This is a genomic window from Hyphomonas sp. NPDC076881, assembly GCF_050269995.1.
GTDB lineage: Bacteria > Pseudomonadota > Alphaproteobacteria > Caulobacterales > Hyphomonadaceae > Hyphomonas.
Map to the genome: position 1 here is coordinate 116,392 of NZ_JBNNJJ010000007.1, position 16,063 is coordinate 132,454.

Below are 16,063 nucleotides of genomic sequence, written 5' to 3' on the forward strand. Positions count from 1 at the left end.
TCCCTCAACGGAGCAACTGAAATGAACCTTGATCGTGCTGTTCTCGCTTTTGCTGGCTGCGTTGTGCTTGCCAGCTTAGCGCTCGGATATTTCGTCTCGCCCTACTGGTTCCTGCTGACGGCTTTTGCCGGCCTCAACATGTTGCAGGCCTCCGTCACGGGCTTCTGCCCGGCGGCGATGATCTTCAAGATGATCGGTGTGAAGGAAGGCTGCGCGTTCAAATAACGGTGAAAAAGGAAGAGGCCGCATTCCAGCCTCTTCCTTCCGCCGGGGGGTTATCCGCGTTTGCGGATCGCGTTGATTTCGGCGGCATCGAGCACGCCATCATCATTCTTGTCGGCCCTGTCAAAGGCCCGGGCCGGGCTTGCATCCCATTCGGCCTGGCTGATTGTGCCATTGCTGTCGGCATCGATCTGCTGAAAGGCTTTGCCTGCCAGCCGGCTCCCTTTCTCCCCCAGGAAAGCGGTGAATTCCGTCTGGCTGAGTCCGCCCGAATGGTCCGTATCCAGTGTGGCGAACATGGCGCTGCGGCGGCTGAGGAATTCCGCGCGGGTCACCGCGCCGTCTCCGTTTGCATCGGCATTGAGGATGATGCTGCCGGCAGTGCCGTTCGGATCGGCGGACGCTGGCAGGGCGAGCGCAGCCAGAACAGCCAGCAAGGCACACAGGGTTGGGAGGACTTTCATTATGGATGTTCCTTTTCATAAGTGAGTGAGAGCGATGGGGAAGCGGGGGCGCTGGCAGCTTTCCGGAAGGCGGCGGCATAATTGGGGTGGAGCGTGCCGAAGAGGCGGTCCCAGATCAGCGTGTAGAGGCCGTAATTGTAGCGGAAGGTCCGATGGTGCTGGTTGTGGCTGGTGGCTGTATTCAGCAGGCGGAGCACGGGCGTTTCCCCCATGAATCGGGGAAAAAGTTCATAACCCAGATGGCCCATCACATTGAAGGCGATCAGAAATGTGGAGAAGCTCAGGAAGGCCAGAGGATGCAAGGGAATGATCGTCAGAACCACCAACAATCCCACCGCTTCGATGACCGCCTCATAGGGGTGAAACGCAAAGGCCGAGAGCGGAGAGGGATTGGTCGAAAGATGGTGTATCCGGTGGACACGCTCGAAGACGGCTGGCGCATGCATCAACCGATGGGCCCAGTAGAAATAGAAGTCATGTACCAGAACGGCAGCCGGGATGCTGAGCCAGAACCACGCCCAGCCATACGTGTCGATCCCGTTATAGAACGCCATGAACTCGAATTCGCGGTTGGCAAAGTGGGCCGCAAGACCCACAGCGCCGAATACAAGGGCAGAGAGCGCTGACCAGCCAGCTTCCCGCCGGAACTGCTTCGCCGTGAACGGGGCGGGCTGAATGCGCCTGCCTGCCAGCGATTTGTGGTTCGCCATGATCAGCCACAGCGCCCCTCCGGCAAAGATCAGGTAACGGACAAACAAGAGCAAGGCGACAATGCCGGCGATGAGCCATGGCGTTAACGCTGGATCAGCAGACTGAACATATTGAGCAAGCATGTTGGCTCCCGAAAAAGGTGCGGCCGGCGAAAGGTAAAACGGACTGCGCCGGCCGCAGAGTGGGGGTGGGGGGAGATCAGTCCGTTTGAACAGTGACCCAGCGCGTGCGCGAGCTTTCTTCGCCCTGTGCGTTGGTGCGTGTGGTTGTCTTGGTGCCTTCGCCGTCTCGCGTCACATCACGAGAGGCAGTCTGGCCATCGGGGCCCGTAACGCCGCTCTCTTTCACGAGATTGCCGTTCTCATCCACATAGCGCACGGTGCTGCCGCTGACCGTTTCGCCGTTCGGGCCGGTGACGTAGGAGTTGCGGCCGCAGGCGCCGTTGTCACAGGACGCGGCAGAGCCCGACGAAACCGTCGCACCGGAATTGGTGGTGGTCGAACCGCTGCGGAAACGCCCGCCATTCTCCTGGTCGATGCCGCTGTTTACCGTGCGCGATGCGCCATAGCCTTCACCGGTCTGCACGCTGCCGGTTTTTGTGCGCGTGCCATCGGCGCGTTCGATCATGCGGGAAGACGTTGCGGTGCGGCCGTTTTCGCCTTTTACCGTGGTCTGGCGGCTGCGGCCTTGCGCATCTGCGGGGGTTGCAAAGGCGGCCACGGCGAGGGCGCCGAGGGCCGCAATAGCGGCAAGTTTCATGTTGCGGTTCATGGATGATCTCCTGGGCTCAGAGGCGGCTGCCTCATGCCGAGAGATCTAACCGCCTTGCGTAACGTGGGTTTTTCCGGGGAATGCCAGTTTGTTACGTTTTGTAACCTGCAGAATTCCTTCGTGGATTTCCAACCAATTGCGCGGCATTTTCCGCTTATGGAACAACGTCCGATCATCCTGGTCGTCGAAGATGACGAAGAAATCCGCACGCTTGTCAGCGATTACCTCCGCATCAACGGTTTTGATGTGGAGGGCGCCCGTCATGCCGGTGAGCTTGACCAGCTGCTGGCGCGTGTGTCCCCTGATCTCATCGTGCTGGATATCATGCTGCCCGGCGGCGAAGATGGCCTTTCCATCTGCCGCCGTTTGCGGGCTCAGTCTTCCATTCCCATCATCATGCTGACGGCGCGGGGCGACGATATCGACCGGATTGTCGGCATCGAGATCGGGGCAGACGACTACATTGCCAAGCCCTTCAATCCGCGTGAGCTTTCCGCGCGCATTCGAGCGGTCCTGCGCCGGTCGGCTGGTCTGGAGAAACGCCCTGACAATGAAGTGCGCGCAGGCCACCTCATCATCAATTATGATCGCCGGGAAGTGCGCGCCGATGGCGGCCCCCCGCTTGACCTTTCTAGCGGAGAATATGCTCTGCTTACGGTATTCCTCAGCAGACCGCAGCGCGTTCTGGATCGGGACCTGCTGCTGGAACTCGCAAGCGGCCGCAGCACCAGCGGGGTGTTTGACCGCGCCATAGATGTTCAGGTCAGCCGCCTGCGCAAGAAAATCGAGCGGGATCCTGCCAATCCCGAACTCATCAAGACGGTGCGCAATGGCGGCTACATCTTTGCCTGCAAGGTCATCACGCCATGAGGCTTCCGGGCATTGGTTCCAATCCGGCACTGCGGGTGCTTGCCGTCATGGGGCTGCTCTTCTTTGCTGCCCAGTTGGTGATTCTCGCCGTCTTCTGGCGCGATCACCGGCAGGGAAGCGAGCGTGTGTTTCTGCTGCCGCTGCCCGCGCGCGTGGCCACTATGGTGGATCTCGCCGACAATGCGGATGATGCGACGCGCGACAAGCTCGCGCGCGCTTTCAGCTCCAGTGACAGTCGCGTCTATATTCAGGAGGGCCCGGTGGAGGGCGAAAAGCGCGATGGGGCCGCGGTTGAAGCATTCCGCCGGGCGCTCGGGCTCTACAGTGAAGAGATGCAGGGCCGTCAGGTATCGGCAATGGTCGGTCTAAATGGCCGCGCCATTGGCCCGCCGCGGAAGACGGAAACCGGTCTGCAGGCGGAATATCCCATGCGGCTGGTGGTTGAGCTATCCGATGGAAAATCAATGGTCGTCGAAACGCCAAGCCTTATGGAATGGCGTTTCCGGCGCACACCTGTCGGGCTCTTTGCGGGGCTCTTCGGCCTCATCGTGGCTGGTATCGCGCTCTGGAGCATCTGGAATGTTGTTCGTCCCGCGCGCGATATGGCCAAGGCGGCCGGGCGGTTTGCGGCAACCGGCATTCCCCAGCCTGTCCGCCCTGGCGGTGGCGCGGAAATGCGGGGTCTTGTCAACGCCTTCAACACTTTACAGGAGCGTGTTGCCGAACTGCTCGCAAACCGCGCGCTTGTGATGTCGGCCATGTCCCATGACGTCCGCACCTATCTGACGCGCCTGCGCTTGCGGATAGAGCCGCTTGAGCCCTCCAGCCGGGATGCGGCCGAAAAGGCGATTAACGAGATCCAGGCGCTGCTGGATGATACGCTGACTTTCGCAGAGGCTGAGCAGGGCGGTATCGGAGGCGCTGAACACCTTGCGCTGGCCGGCTGGCTTGAAGACCTCAAGACCTCCGGTCAGTTCGACCCAGACAAGATCACGCTCCGGGTCGATGCCAGGCCTGTCGCGCCGGTTCATCCCGGACGGCTCGAGCGCGCGCTGGTCAACATCATTTCCAATGCTGTAAAATATGGCGGCCGGGCGGATGTCACCCTCGCGCAGGAGGGGGCAGATGCTCTCATCACGGTTGCAGATTCTGGCCCAGGCATACCGGACGCGGAGAAGGCGTGTGTCTTCGAGCCATTTTACCGGCGCGACGTTTCCCGCAATCGCTCGACAGAGGGCGCGGGCCTCGGTCTTGCCATTGCCAAGACGATCATCGTGCGTCAGGGCGGCAGGATCAGCCTGTCAGACCGGCCAGGGGGCGGGCTGGTCGTTTCGATCCTGTTACCGGCGGTCAGTCGCTGAGTTGGGCGTAGTGTGTCACGATCATCCTGGACACATCGGTGCATATCTGACGCGCATCGCGCTGCGGCTCCTCAAGCACCATTTCCATGGCGCTGTAAGCAAGCTCGGTTGTCAGTCGCGCTGAAGAGATCAGGCGCTCGCGCGAGGCCGGGTGGCCCTGCGCTTTCATGGCATCTGCGATGCGCTCAGCCACCATGTCGCTGGAGGCCAGGCGCACTTCCCGCAGGATGGGGATCGCCCGCAGCGCCCTCAGTACAAAGATGTTTCCGGGGAAGTGCCGGGTGATGTCGTTCACCCGTTCCTGCAGGCGCACATTGCTGGCCACTTCTTCGTCGAAGCCCCTGGCTTCCAGCCCGCCCTCGGCGATCCATTCCAGCACCGCCTGGTCCTGCAAAGCCATGAGGCGGTCGCCGAGTTCGCGAAGAATGGCATATTTGTTCGGAAAATACCGGTAGAGGGCAGGCGGGGAGAGGCCCGCCCGGCGGCACACCAGATTGGTCGACAGCCGCTCCAGCCCAACCTCGTCCAGCAGCCGGCCAGCCGTGTCGAGGATCAGCTCGAACGTGTCCTGCGCCCGCGCCTGCTGCGGTTGCTGCTTGGTGGCGGTTTCCACCTGCATGGGGTCGGCCACCTTGCGAGAGGTCGTTTTCTTTGCGCTGCTCATTTCCTCGGCGTTCCCCACGCTGGCTGTGCTCATTCTGCACACTTATAGGCTAAACATCATGAAACGGTAATTAAAGCTATTGTAAAAGTGCTAGTGATCGCTATCCAATCGTTTCCGAATAGGGATGGAAGAAAAGGATTCTGCGATGAGATCTCTTTTGATCGGAACCGGGGCGGTCGCCCTTCTCTGGACTGGCAGCGCCGCGGCGCAGACCGAGGAGCCTCAGGAAGACGCCTCCGCGCGCCGTCTTGAAAGCATTGTCGTGACGGCTCAGAAGCGGGCCGAAGACGTGCAGGATGTCCCAATCGCCATCACGGCGCTTTCCTCGGCAACGCTGGAAAAGCAGCGTGTTGCCAACGTCACCTCGCTGGACAACCTCGTTCCTGGCCTGCGCATCGCGGCAGCTGACGCGGCTGCAAACCCGAAGATCTTTATCCGCGGTGCCGGCTTGAACGACTTCAACCCGACCTCTTCGAGCGGCGTCGGCCTGTACGCTGACGGCGTCTATATCGGCTCGCCGCTCGCGCAATATTCTGCCTTCTACGACCTTGAACGTGTTGAAGTTCTGCGCGGCCCGCAAGGCACGCTCTATGGGCGGAACACGACCGGCGGCGCAATCAACGTCATCGCCAGACGCCCGACTTTCTCGCCGGAAGGCTACGCCGATCTCGAAGTCGGCAATTTCGGCTCGGTGGAAGCCAATTTCGGCTTCGGGGGGCCGGTCATCGGCGACAAGCTCGCCTTCCGCCTGGCGGGTCAGTATGTCGAGGACGACGGCTACACCACGAACGCCATCACCGGGAACAAGGTCAACGACGCCGAGCGCTACGCCCTGCGCGGCTCGATGCTCTACACGCCGGACGAGAAAACCGACGTGCTGCTGTCGCTCAGCACCTTCGTGAACCGCGGCGGCGCTGTTCAGCCCAAGTCGCGGCAGCTGTTTGCGGTCGATCCGGCGGCGGCGGGCGCGGACGGCGTCTGCGCGCCGGCCTATTTCCGCAGCGGCCTCTGCACGGATGCGCTCGGCTTTGCCGATACGGATGCCGATCCCTACACCGTTACGGCTGATGTCGAAGGCCGGGACAAGGTGGACCTCTGGACCGCCGCCCTCACCATCGACCGCGACCTCACCGACACCCTGACCCTGACTTCGATCACGGCTTATCAGGACGTTGAGCGCAACGCGCACGAAAACACCGATTCCAGCCCGCTTCAGATGCTCGAAGCCTACTACATCAACACGCAGAAACAGTTCTCTCAGGAACTGCGCCTCGCCTCTGATGGTGAGAAGCTGAAATGGGTTCTCGGCGCCTATTACATGAACGACGAGACGACCAGCGACAGCGCCTATGACATCCTGCGTATCCTGCGCCCGATGTTCACGACGCCGGAAAATCCGACAGGCGCAAGCCCGGAAAACTCGGTTGTTTTCCTCGGCTATCCGTACACGCAGGAAACCGACAGCTATGCCATCTTCGGCCAGGCTGATTACGAGCTGGCCCCGAAACTGTTCCTCACCGCTGGCCTGCGCTGGTCGGCTGACGAGAAGTCGATGGACTACGCAACGGTTGCCGAACAGGCCGTGACGGTCTTCGAGTATCAGGGCAGCAAGACGTTCAGTGACTGGTCGGGCAAAATCGGCCTGAAATACGATATCACTGACACGACGAACATTTTCGCCAGCTACAGCCGCGGCTACAAATCTGGTGGTTTCTTCGGCGGTAATGCCGACAGCGCGGAACAGATCGAGCCCTACGACAACGAGACGGTCAACGCCTACGAGATCGGTTCGAAGAGCGATCTTCTCGGCGCCCGCCTGCGGATGAACCTGTCCGGTTTCTACTATGACTATCAGGACATTCAGGCCTACTCGACCGTGGAGCGCAACGGCCTGACAGTTCAGGTGCTCGACAACGCGGCAACGGCTGAAATGTACGGCGCTGAAGCTGAATTCGTTGCCCGTCCGATCAGCGCGCTCGATCTCTCGCTGGGCCTTGCCTGGCTGCATGCCGAGTATGGCGATTACAACTCGCTGGGTGGCGACTATTCCGGTAACAAGATGCCCCAGGCACCGGAATTCAGCATGACGAGCCGCGCAGCCTACACGATCGAGACCGCCAGCGGTGTGACCATCACGCCGAGCGTGGACGTGTCCTACCGCTCGAAAGTCTACTTCGACAGCACCAACCGCGAACGCCTCTCCGATCCGGAGTTGTGGCTGGTCGGCGCAGAGCTTTCGGTGATGTCGCCCGATGGCAAGGTCGAAGCGGGCCTCTGGGGCCGCAACCTGACGGATGAGGCTTACCTCACATCGGCCAACCCGATCGACAGCCTCGGCGTTGATCTGCTGACCTACTCCCGTCCGCGCAGCGCGGGCCTCTTCCTGCGCTACCGCTACTGATATGGCGCTGATGCCGACAGCGGCCGGACCGGAGGAGGCACTGCCTCCCTCCGTGTCCGCGCCGGGCGCCCGCAAGCTGGATCGCTCTGCCTGGTCATGGGCCACCTATCAGGCAGGGCGAGACCCGTATATCGGCCTCGTCAATGGCTTTCTCTTCGCGCCTTATTTCGCCACCGTGGTTGTGGGCGATGGCGTGAAAGGGCAGGCGATGATCGCCCAGATGGGAATGATCTCGGGTCTGACGGTTGCTTTCATTGCCCCGGTCATCGGGGCAACGGTAGATACCATCGGCCCCCGCAAGCCCTGGCTTGCTCTGATCACGCTGATGGTCATCCCTTTGATGATGTCGCTCTGGTTCGCGGCGCCCGGCGGCGCGATCCTCTCCCCCTGGGTTGTTGTTGCCATCCTGGGGCTGATCTCCATTCTCCTGTCCTGCGGGGAGGTGCTCTTCTCCTCCATGCTGCCCTATGCCGCCACGCCGCGCATGCGGCCCATGGCATCGGGATGGGCCTTGTCTCTGGGCAACGTCACGTCGATCATCCTGCTGGTATTCATCCTTCTGGCGCTGATGCTCCCCGAAAAGCCGCTCTTTGGCCTTTCGAAGGAAGCGAGCGAGCCCGACCGGATTGTGCCCATTCTGGTCGCGCTCAACTTCGCTCTCTGCGCCATTCCGCTTTTCCTGTTCAGCAAGGATGCGGCCAAGTCCGGCGGCAAGGCCAATGCGTCTTCAGTCCGGGCAGGGGTTGGGTCGCTGGTCTCTCTCATCCGGAACTGGAAACAGAATTCCGATGCGATGATCTATCTGCTCGCCCGCACACTGGCGCAGGATGCGGGCGGCGTTCTGCTCATCCTCTGCGGCGTTTACGCTGCCGGGGTAATGGGGTGGGGCGGCACGGAAATGCTCGTCTACGGACTTCTTGGCTGTGTGGCCGGGCTGATCGGCGGCGTGCTCGCCGGCTGGCTGGATGAAACCTTCGGCCCGAAGACCGCTTTCCAGATAGAGATTGCCGGCTCCGTGGTTGGCTTGATCGGGATCATCGGCGCGGCGCCTGCGCAAATCCTCTTCATGCCTGTCGCTGATCCCCAGCCTGTCTGGAATGCGCCGATGTTCTCGACGCTTCCGGAACTTGTGTTCGTATTTTTCGGCTTTTCCGGCTTCGTCTTCCAGATTGCCGCCTGGTCTTCCAGCCGCACGCTGCTCACGCGCCTGGCGCCTGCCTCCCAGATGGGCGCCTTCTTCGGTCTGGCTGCACTGGCGGGAAACTCCACCAGCTGGCTTGGCCCGATGCTTGTCGGCATCTTCACGGCCGTCTTCCATTCGCAACAGGCGGGTTTCGTCCCCGTCACCCTCCTGTTTGCGGCAGGGTTCCTGCTGCTCTTCTTCGTGAAGGGCGGCGGCAAGGAGCCCGACCCGGCCTGAGTTTCCTCCCAGCCATCAAGGATTCAGGCCAAAAGAAAGGCGCGGAGGCTGTCCCCTCCGCGCCTTTCGACTTTTGTGCTTAGGCAGATGAACTGGTGATCAGGCTTTCGTCACACCAAACCGCTTCATCACATTGTGCGTGATCACTTCAACGAACGGGTCTTTCGCGGCAAGGCCGTGGGCCCATTCGGTGGTGCCGGTATTGAATACTTCGCCTTTGCCGCGCTTGAAGCTCGCCAGCATCGCATGGCCGCGCAGAACGCGCTGCTGCCTCGCGGGGGAGGGATCGCCATAGATCTCCCCGGCAATCACATCCAGCTTCTCCGGCGGGATCATCGGCGCATAGCCGCTGGTGGGATCTTCGCCCAGCGTCACCGGGGCAAGGCCGATGATTTCGAGGTTTTCCGGAACGCCGCCCACCGTCAGGGCCTTGGGCAGGCCATCGGTGCCAAACTCGAACAGGCACCCGTCGCTTTCATAGCCGATCAGCGGAACGTCCCCGCCCAGAATGTCGCCATAGAACAGGTCCGTGCCTTCCAGCGACCAGTGCTTGTCATTGTAGATCGTGAACCCCGCCGTCCCGCGCGAGACGCACATGCCAAGCCGGTGATAGCCGCCAAAATTGAAGCTCAACCCTGTGATCTCGGCTTCGGGCGCTTTGAAGGCGCGGTGCGACCAGAGATGCGTTGCCAGTTCTGCCGGCACATCCTCTGCCTCAAAGCCTTTCCATTTGTGGCACACATAGGTCTTGCCATCGTCTTCCCAGCGCACCTTCCAGAAACAGGTATTGCCCGAAAGGATTGCGGCAAAGCCGCCCGCATCCACAAACCGCTCCACCTGCGCGCGCTCATTGCCAGACCAGTATTCGGAGTGTCCCACGAAGAACGCAGATGTGTAGGCCGACAGCAGATCAGGATCCGTTTCCAGATCATAATCGGTCACATAATCGAACACATAGCCTTCTTCTTCCGTCCACGCCGCAAAGGCATGTTCCCACTTGTTGAGGAAACCGGCCGAGCCATCATAGGGAGAGATACGATGCTTGCGCATCCAGACGGGGTCCGCCGTCCAGGGCTTCTCCTTGAAGCCCCGCGAGCGCATGTTGATCAGGCGGGGAGCATCGTCCGGCGCAGCGATGATCATCTGCGTGAACGGGCGCTGGGTGGAGGAAACGCCGATTGCCTGATCCATTGCCTGGTCAAAAGGCACGGTGCCGGTCATCAGGCCGGTCACGTTGGAATAGGCGTTCGCCCCGCCCCACCAGTTGTAGGAATGGTAGGTGTTCGTCGCCAACACCAGCACCGCCTTTGAGCCCGCCATGCCTTTGGCGGGCTTGATGCAAACGAAATGGTGCGTCTGCTCCCCGGCGGTGTCCGTCAGCACGATGTCGTAATAGCCGGTGCGCCAGTCTGCGCCCGTGGTCACTTCCAGCGCTACCGGCCAGCCGCATCCGTTGCGGTCAGCATCGGCCGGTGCCGGGTGGTGGCCCGCCGCGATCCCGTCCTGCGTATGAACAATCTCGCGCGCCTTCCCGACGCGGGCGATCTCCAGCCGGCAAGGGCCGTGCTCCACGCTGATATGGAGGGCGAATGTCTCGCCGGGGTGAAGGCTCAGGCGGTCAGTATAGCAAGCCAGCATTGGACGCTCCCATCAATCTGCATAGGCTAATGGTAGCCATCATTATCATATTCGCAAGCGCGAAGAGGCCGCACCAGCGCCTTATGGCTTCTTCTTCTGCCCGTAGGAGCGAAACCGGTCAGCAATGCGGGCCATCTCGTCATCTGCCAGAAGCATTGGCCCGCCGATAGCGAGTGTGCCCCAGTAGATCGCCGCCTGTTCCTCTATCTCTTCGGCAATCAGAAGCGCCTGTTTCAGGCTCGGCGCCACCACGATCTGTCCGTGATTGGCCATAAGTGTCCCGAATTGTCCGGAAAGTGTCTCGCAAACGGCCTCCGCTAGCTCGGCCGATCCGAAGGTGGCATAGGGCGCCACCGGCACAGACGGTCCGCCGCTGACGGCCACCATATAATGCAGGGCAGGGATCGGTCTGTTCGCGCAGGCCAGCGTCGTGGCAAAGCGCGAATGGCAATGCACCACCGCGTTCACATCCTGGCGCAGCTGCAACAGCTTCCAGTGCATCTGCCACTCGCTGGAAGGCTTCATGCCGGCCGGGTCAAAGCTGCCATCGGGGGCCATCCGCACGATATGTTCCGGCGCAAGCATCGAAGGCGGAACCCCCGTCGGCGTCACCAGCATATCCTCGCCCAGGCGCGCCGATACATTGCCGGATGTCCCCCGGTTCAGGCCGCGCGCATCCATCGCCGCCATCACCTCGACAATCTGCGCCCGCAGTTTTGTTTCCTGCTCGCTCATGATGCGGCGGCCTCCTTCACGGGAAGTGTTGTGACAGCGTTTTCAACCTGCTCAAAGCTTTCCAGCTTGCCATAGGTCGCCAGCCCCTGCGCCACCATTGCAGCGGTCGCGGCGGCAAACTTCAGCGCGTCGAGATCGCCCAGTCCTTTAAGATGCGCCGTGATGAACCCCGCGCAGAACGAATCGCCGCACGTCGTCGTATCCACCACTTTGATGTCGAATGCCGGCAGCCGCCCACGCAGGCTGCCCGCTGCCATCACGGCCCCGCGCCCGCCATCCTTGATCGCGCAGTTCCCAGCCCCCATCGCCACGAACGCATCTGCTGCCGCCTGAAGATCCTCTTCTCCTGTCAGAAAGCGCGCTTCCTCCGCGCTTGGCAGGAACCAGTCCACATGCGGAAGTATCCGCGCCAGTTCCGCCTTCGCGTCCGGCCTCGGCGCAATCAGGTCACACGTCACCACGGCGCCCGCCGCCTTGGCGGACGCCACCAGCCTTTCGCCCGGCCCGCCATCAAATGTCGGCGCGCCGATTGCCGCATAATGAAGGCAGCGCACATTCGCTGCGGCCGCCATCAGCGCGTCTGTCAGCGGCGGAACAGAGCCAGCCCCGGGGGCGTGCAGCGTCGGGCGGCGGCCCTGATCATCAATAGGCAGGATTGTCGTGGAGGTCGGATACCCTTCCAATGTCTGCAGGAGGCTTGTGTCCACCCCACCATCTTCCAGCGCAAAGCGGACGAACTTGCCCGTCAGGTCGCTGCCGATGGCGCCCGCAACGCCAGCCTTCAGCCCCAGCCGTGCTGCGACACACGCCGCGCCTGCGGCTGTGCCGGCCGGCGCGCAGGCAATCTGTTCGATCAGCCGCCCGCCCTCATTCTGCGGAATTTCCGTGATCGGCCGGCCCACAACATCCAGCGTCGTCAGGCCCACGCACAGAAGATCAAGTTTCATCCAATTTCCTCCCGAATTTACCTTGCGTCCATATCGGTCTTAAGTAAGATAGTCAAAACTATCTTATCGGCAAAATCGGCGAGGGCAACATGTGGACGAACTCAGTGGACAAGGCTTTGCGTGAACGGGCGGAAGCCGTCATTCCGGGCGGGATGTATGGTCACCAGTCTGTGCGCCTTTTGCCTGACGATTATCCGCAGTTCTTCGACCGTGCTTCGGGTGCCTATATGTGGGACGCTGATGGCAACCGATACATTGACTATATGTGCGGCTACGGACCAAACTTGTTCGGCTATGGCCATGACAGCATCGACGCTGCCTACATCAACCAGCTGAAAAAGGGCGACACGATGACCGGCCCGGCCGGCCTGATGGTAGAGCTTGCCGAGCAGATGACGGCGATGGTCACCCATGCGGACTGGGCCATGTTCTGCAAGAACGGCACAGACGCTACCACAATGGCGATGATGATCGCCCGCAACTTCACCCGCAAGAACACCATCGTGCTCGCCAAGGGCGCCTATCACGGCGCTGCGCCTTGGTGTACGCCCGTCAGGAACGGCACAGCGCCAAGCGACCGTGCCAATCAGGTCTTCTACACTTACAATGACGTTGCTAGCCTCGAAGAGGCGGTCCGCAAGGCAGGTGACGACCTTGCCGCCATTTTTGCCTCGCCGATCAAGCACGACACCTTCGTCGATCAGGAAGATCCGACAGCGGAGTATGCCCGCCGCGCCCGCGAACTCTGCGACGAGAAGGAAGCGTTGCTGATCGTGGATGATGTCCGCGCCGGGTTCCGCCTTGCCCGCGATTCCAGCTGGTCGCGTGTTGGCATCCAGCCCGATCTTTCCAGCTGGGGTAAGGCCATTGCCAACGGCCACCCCATCTCCGCGCTCCTTGGCGTCGAAAAAACCCGCAATGCGGCTGCCACGATCTACGTTACCGGCTCCTTCTGGTTCTCCGCCGCTCCGATGGCGGCCAGCCTCGAAACACTGCGCCTCATCCGCGAGACCGACTATCTTGAGCGCACTCAATCCCTCGGCCAGCGTCTGCGCAAAGGGCTGGATGAGGCCGCAAACCATCACGGCTTTGCTCTCCGTCAAACCGGCCCAGCAGAAATACCGCTCATCATGTTTGAAGATGATCCGGGCTATTCCAAAGGCTACGCTTGGAACGACGCCCTTATGAAACGTGGTGTCTATTTTCACCCCTGGCACAACATGTTCATCTGTGCGGCGATGACGGAACAAGACATCGACCAGACCATTCAGATAGCGGACGATTCCTTCAAGTTTATAAAGGACGCCGGGCCGCTTCCGCCGGTCGAGAAACTCGCAATTCTGGGACTTTTGGCGGATGGTCACTGAGGCAGCCTTTCCGGCGCCTCAAACCCCCGCTCAAATTGCAGAGAGCTGGCGTCCTTCTTCGGATGAGGCGGGCCGGTTGACGATTGATATGGCGGCTATTGCTGCCAACTACCGCCGTCTCTGCGGGATGCACCCGGCCTCCCGCGTCGGCGTGGTGGTCAAGGCGGATGCCTATGGGCTTGGCGCGGCGCAGATTGCGCCGGTGCTTGCGGCTGCGGGCGCGCGGGATTTCTTCGTGGCGCATCTGGCCGAAGCTCTGGCTGTGAAACCTTTCCTTCCGGCTGATGTCACCATTTTTGTTCTCAACGGCCTTGCGCCGGGCGGCGAAGCGCTCTGCGCGGCGGAGAAGAACATCATCCCGGTGCTGAACACGCCGGAACAGGCGCGGGATTGGTATGCGCTCACGGTAGACCAGTCCCGCGTCCTGCCTGCCGCGCTTCAGGTTGATACCGGTATGTCGCGCCTTGGCCTTGATGAAGAAGAATTTGACGAAGTTCTGGACTGGCCGGCCTTCACGCAGAAGATCCCAATCCGCCTGCTGATGAGCCATATGGCCTGCGCCGATGTTCCAGGTGCCCGTGCCAATACAGATCAGATCGCCCGGTTTGAGCGCTTCTGCACGCGCCTGCCTTCGGTGCCCCGGTCTCTGGCAAATTCGGCGGCGGCCATATTCCTGCCAGATGCGGCGGGCGATGTCCTGCGGCCGGGTCTTGTGCTCTACGGCGTTGATCCGGGAACCGCAGGCGTTCCGCACATGCGGCCTGCCGTCTCACTTGATGCCCGTGTCATCCAGCTGCGGGATATTCCGGCCGGCGCGGGCGTTGGCTATGGGTTCGACTACATCGCGAACTTTCCGTTGCGCACGGCCACGATTTCGGCCGGCTATGCCGATGGCTGGCCCCGCTCCCTCAGTAGCCGTGGCGGGGTCTGGTTTGACGGCAATCGCCTGCCGATCCTGGGGCGGGTCTCGATGGATAGCTGTGTGGTGGACGTGACCGCGCTGCCGAAAGGGAGTATCGGCCCCGGCGACAGGGTGGAACTGATCGGGCCAAACCAATCGGTCTCTGACCTGGCAGAGCTTATCGGCACAACGCCGCACGAAATTCTTACGGGCCTTGGACGCCGCTTTTCCAGGGTCTACGCGAACAGGCCGCCTGTGGGCGGAGAGGAGATGCAGTCATGAAAGTCGTCATTCTGGGCGCCGGCGTCTTGGGGATCACGACCGCCTACTATGCAGCGCTCGATGGCCATGATGTGACCGTGGTGGACCGTATGAGCGGCCCGGCGCTGGAGACCAGCTTTGCCAATGCCGGCGAAATCTCTCCGGGCTATGCCTCTCCCTGGGCCTCCCCCGATGTGCCGCAAAAGGCGCTCAAATGGCTGTTCATGGAACACGCCCCGCTGATCATCCAGTATCAAAAGCTCAGCCCCGCCATGGTTGCCTGGGGCGTGGCGATGCTGCGCAACTGCACGCCCGCGCGCTACGCCGCCAACAAGGAAAAGATGGTTCGCCTGGCCACCTACAGCCGCGACATGCTGCGGGATCTGCGCGCCGCTGAATCCATCAGCTACGACCACCGCACGCTCGGGACATTGCAGCTCTTCCGTACCCAGAAACAATATGACGGCGCCGCCCGCGATATTGAAGTGCTGAAAGCCGGCGGCATTGATTTCGAACTTCTGGACGCGGCAGGCTGCCACGGGGCAGAGCCAGGCTTGGCCCACGCAACCGATCCCATCGTTGGCGGACTACGCCTGCCGGGGGATGAGACCGGCGATTGCTTCAAATTTACCAATGGGCTGGCCGCCATTGCAGAGGCCTGCGGCGTGAAGTTCCTCTGGAACACATCCATTGATGGTCTGTCCGAAAGCGGCGGCCGGGTCAGCGCGCGCATCGGTGGCAAGCCGGTAGAGGCAGATGCGTTTGTTCTGGCATGCGGCGCCTGGTCTCCCGCGCTGGCGCGCCCGCTGGGCATCAGCCTGCCGGTCTATCCGGTGAAGGGGTATTCCATCACTGTGCCGATCACGGATGAAACCCGCGCCCCGCAATCCACGCTGCTGGATGAAACCTTCAAGGTTGCCATCACGCGCCTGGGAGACCGTGTGCGCGTGGGTGGCATGGCAGAGCTTGCCGGATTTGACCGCAGCCTGAAGCCGCAGCGCCAGCGCACGCTGGAGCGGTCGGTCTTCAGCCTGTTCCCGGGCGTGACGGCGTCGGAGGAGCGCAATCTCTGGTGCGGCCATCGCCCGATGACGCCCAATGGCGTCCCCTTCGTAGGCCGCTCGAAGTTTCAGAATCTATGGCTCAACACCGGACACGGAACACTGGGCTGGACCATGTCCTGCGGCTCGGCCCGCTTGGTGGCAGACGAGATTTCAGGGCGCAAACCTGCGGTCAGCCTGGCCGATTGATAAAGCCACTCAAGCCGATTTGCTGAAATCCGGGTAAAAGAAAGAGGCGGGCTGTTTCCAGCCCGCCTTTGTTTTTATCT

15 protein-coding genes are annotated in these 16,063 nt (G+C 61.6%); 8 read left to right on the forward strand and 7 right to left on the reverse strand.

Translation table 11 applies throughout. From position 1 onward, the window contains the following. Positions 1–21: 21 nt before the first annotated feature. Entirely contained in the window at positions 22–225 is a 204-nt protein-coding gene (locus ACQKI2_RS09420) for a YgaP family membrane protein (protein WP_427379440.1), read from the forward strand. A 50-nt stretch (positions 226–275) separates the two neighbouring features. Here the strand turns inward: ACQKI2_RS09420 and ACQKI2_RS09425 are convergent, their stop codons facing one another. From ACQKI2_RS09425 to ACQKI2_RS09435, 3 genes are all read right to left on the reverse strand, one after another. After that, on the reverse strand, positions 276–686 hold the full coding sequence (locus ACQKI2_RS09425; RefSeq protein ID WP_427379441.1) for an EF-hand domain-containing protein: 411 nt from the start codon (positions 684–686) through the stop codon (positions 276–278). Next, positions 686–1,519 carry a sterol desaturase family protein gene (locus ACQKI2_RS09430; protein WP_427379442.1) on the reverse strand — a complete coding sequence of 278 codons (834 nt, stop codon included), beginning with the start codon at positions 1,517–1,519 and terminating at the stop codon, positions 686–688. The genes ACQKI2_RS09425 and ACQKI2_RS09430 overlap by 1 nt, the downstream gene beginning before the upstream one ends. Before the next feature lie 76 nt (positions 1,520–1,595). Continuing rightward, positions 1,596–2,168: a hypothetical protein gene (locus ACQKI2_RS09435; RefSeq protein ID WP_427379443.1), complete on the reverse strand. Its 573-nt coding sequence runs from the start codon at positions 2,166–2,168 to the stop codon at positions 1,596–1,598. A gap of 156 nt (positions 2,169–2,324) precedes the next feature. Here ACQKI2_RS09435 and ACQKI2_RS09440 point away from each other — a divergent pair, with 156 nt between their 5' ends. Both ACQKI2_RS09440 and ACQKI2_RS09445 read left to right on the forward strand, forming a co-directional pair. Continuing rightward, positions 2,325–3,038 carry a response regulator gene (locus tag ACQKI2_RS09440; protein ID WP_427379530.1) on the forward strand — a complete coding sequence of 238 codons (714 nt, stop codon included), beginning with the start codon at positions 2,325–2,327 and terminating at the stop codon, positions 3,036–3,038. Positions 3,039–3,526: 488 nt separating this feature from the next. Further along, complete coding sequence (locus tag ACQKI2_RS09445) at positions 3,527–4,399, forward strand: HAMP domain-containing sensor histidine kinase (RefSeq protein ID WP_427379531.1); 873 nt, start codon at positions 3,527–3,529, stop codon at positions 4,397–4,399. On the opposite strand, the gene ACQKI2_RS09450 is transcribed toward ACQKI2_RS09445, so the two are convergent. Next, positions 4,389–5,096 carry a TetR/AcrR family transcriptional regulator gene (locus ACQKI2_RS09450; RefSeq protein ID WP_427379444.1) on the reverse strand — a complete coding sequence of 236 codons (708 nt, stop codon included), beginning with the start codon at positions 5,094–5,096 and terminating at the stop codon, positions 4,389–4,391. The genes ACQKI2_RS09445 and ACQKI2_RS09450 overlap by 11 nt on opposite strands. 112 nt (positions 5,097–5,208) lie before the next feature. Between ACQKI2_RS09450 and ACQKI2_RS09455 the strand changes: the two genes are divergently transcribed. Both ACQKI2_RS09455 and ACQKI2_RS09460 read left to right on the forward strand, forming a co-directional pair. After that, positions 5,209–7,464 (forward strand): TonB-dependent receptor, encoded by a 2,256-nt coding sequence (locus ACQKI2_RS09455; RefSeq protein ID WP_427379445.1) that lies wholly within the window; start codon positions 5,209–5,211, stop codon positions 7,462–7,464. A gap of 52 nt (positions 7,465–7,516) precedes the next feature. Beyond that, positions 7,517–8,884, forward strand: coding sequence for an MFS transporter (locus ACQKI2_RS09460; protein ID WP_427379446.1), 1,368 nt, complete (start codon positions 7,517–7,519; stop codon positions 8,882–8,884). Positions 8,885–8,983: 99 nt separating this feature from the next. Here the strand turns inward: ACQKI2_RS09460 and ACQKI2_RS09465 are convergent, their stop codons facing one another. The 3 genes from ACQKI2_RS09465 to ACQKI2_RS09475 form a co-directional block, all read right to left on the reverse strand. Then, the gene (locus ACQKI2_RS09465; RefSeq protein WP_427379447.1) at positions 8,984–10,522 is read right to left on the reverse strand and encodes a N,N-dimethylformamidase beta subunit family domain-containing protein; all 1,539 of its coding nucleotides are present in this window, start codon (positions 10,520–10,522) and stop codon (positions 8,984–8,986) included. A gap of 81 nt (positions 10,523–10,603) precedes the next feature. Beyond that, positions 10,604–11,257 carry a class II aldolase/adducin family protein gene (locus tag ACQKI2_RS09470; RefSeq protein WP_427379448.1) on the reverse strand — a complete coding sequence of 218 codons (654 nt, stop codon included), beginning with the start codon at positions 11,255–11,257 and terminating at the stop codon, positions 10,604–10,606. Beyond that, positions 11,254–12,204, reverse strand: coding sequence for a carbohydrate kinase family protein (locus ACQKI2_RS09475; protein ID WP_427379449.1), 951 nt, complete (start codon positions 12,202–12,204; stop codon positions 11,254–11,256). Before ACQKI2_RS09475 ends, ACQKI2_RS09470 begins: the two co-directional genes overlap by 4 nt. 89 nt (positions 12,205–12,293) lie before the next feature. On the opposite strand from ACQKI2_RS09475, the gene ACQKI2_RS09480 reads away from it, so the two are divergent. From ACQKI2_RS09480 to ACQKI2_RS09490, 3 genes are all read left to right on the forward strand, one after another. Next, the gene (locus ACQKI2_RS09480; protein ID WP_427379450.1) at positions 12,294–13,571 is read left to right on the forward strand and encodes an aminotransferase class III-fold pyridoxal phosphate-dependent enzyme; all 1,278 of its coding nucleotides are present in this window, start codon (positions 12,294–12,296) and stop codon (positions 13,569–13,571) included. A gap of 88 nt (positions 13,572–13,659) precedes the next feature. Then, a complete protein-coding gene (gene alr / locus ACQKI2_RS09485) occupies positions 13,660–14,754 on the forward strand; it encodes an alanine racemase (protein ID WP_427379532.1) in 1,095 nt (364 codons plus the stop codon). Further along, complete coding sequence (locus tag ACQKI2_RS09490) at positions 14,751–15,983, forward strand: D-amino acid dehydrogenase (protein ID WP_427379451.1); 1,233 nt, start codon at positions 14,751–14,753, stop codon at positions 15,981–15,983. The genes alr and ACQKI2_RS09490 overlap by 4 nt, the downstream gene beginning before the upstream one ends. The last annotated feature ends 80 nt before the right edge of the window (positions 15,984–16,063 follow it).

Excerpts from the sequence above, each read along its gene's own strand:
- ACQKI2_RS09420 (WP_427379440.1), top strand. The coding sequence starts at position 22 with ATGAACCTTGATCGTGCTGTTCTCGCTTTTGCTGGCTGCGTTGTGCTT.
- ACQKI2_RS09425 (WP_427379441.1), bottom strand. The coding sequence starts at position 686 with ATGAAAGTCCTCCCAACCCTGTGTGCCTTGCTGGCTGTTCTGGCTGCG.
- ACQKI2_RS09430 (WP_427379442.1), bottom strand. The coding sequence starts at position 1,519 with ATGCTTGCTCAATATGTTCAGTCTGCTGATCCAGCGTTAACGCCATGG.
- ACQKI2_RS09435 (WP_427379443.1), bottom strand. The coding sequence starts at position 2,168 with ATGAACCGCAACATGAAACTTGCCGCTATTGCGGCCCTCGGCGCCCTC.
- ACQKI2_RS09440 (WP_427379530.1), top strand. The coding sequence starts at position 2,325 with ATGGAACAACGTCCGATCATCCTGGTCGTCGAAGATGACGAAGAAATC.
- ACQKI2_RS09445 (WP_427379531.1), top strand. The coding sequence starts at position 3,527 with ATGGAATGGCGTTTCCGGCGCACACCTGTCGGGCTCTTTGCGGGGCTC.
- ACQKI2_RS09450 (WP_427379444.1), bottom strand. The coding sequence starts at position 5,096 with ATGAGCACAGCCAGCGTGGGGAACGCCGAGGAAATGAGCAGCGCAAAG.
- ACQKI2_RS09455 (WP_427379445.1), top strand. The coding sequence starts at position 5,209 with ATGAGATCTCTTTTGATCGGAACCGGGGCGGTCGCCCTTCTCTGGACT.
- ACQKI2_RS09465 (WP_427379447.1), bottom strand. The coding sequence starts at position 10,522 with ATGCTGGCTTGCTATACTGACCGCCTGAGCCTTCACCCCGGCGAGACA.
- ACQKI2_RS09470 (WP_427379448.1), bottom strand. The coding sequence starts at position 11,257 with ATGAGCGAGCAGGAAACAAAACTGCGGGCGCAGATTGTCGAGGTGATG.
- ACQKI2_RS09475 (WP_427379449.1), bottom strand. The coding sequence starts at position 12,204 with ATGAAACTTGATCTTCTGTGCGTGGGCCTGACGACGCTGGATGTTGTG.
- ACQKI2_RS09480 (WP_427379450.1), top strand. The coding sequence starts at position 12,294 with ATGTGGACGAACTCAGTGGACAAGGCTTTGCGTGAACGGGCGGAAGCC.
- alr (WP_427379532.1), top strand. The coding sequence starts at position 13,660 with ATGGCGGCTATTGCTGCCAACTACCGCCGTCTCTGCGGGATGCACCCG.
- ACQKI2_RS09490 (WP_427379451.1), top strand. The coding sequence starts at position 14,751 with ATGAAAGTCGTCATTCTGGGCGCCGGCGTCTTGGGGATCACGACCGCC.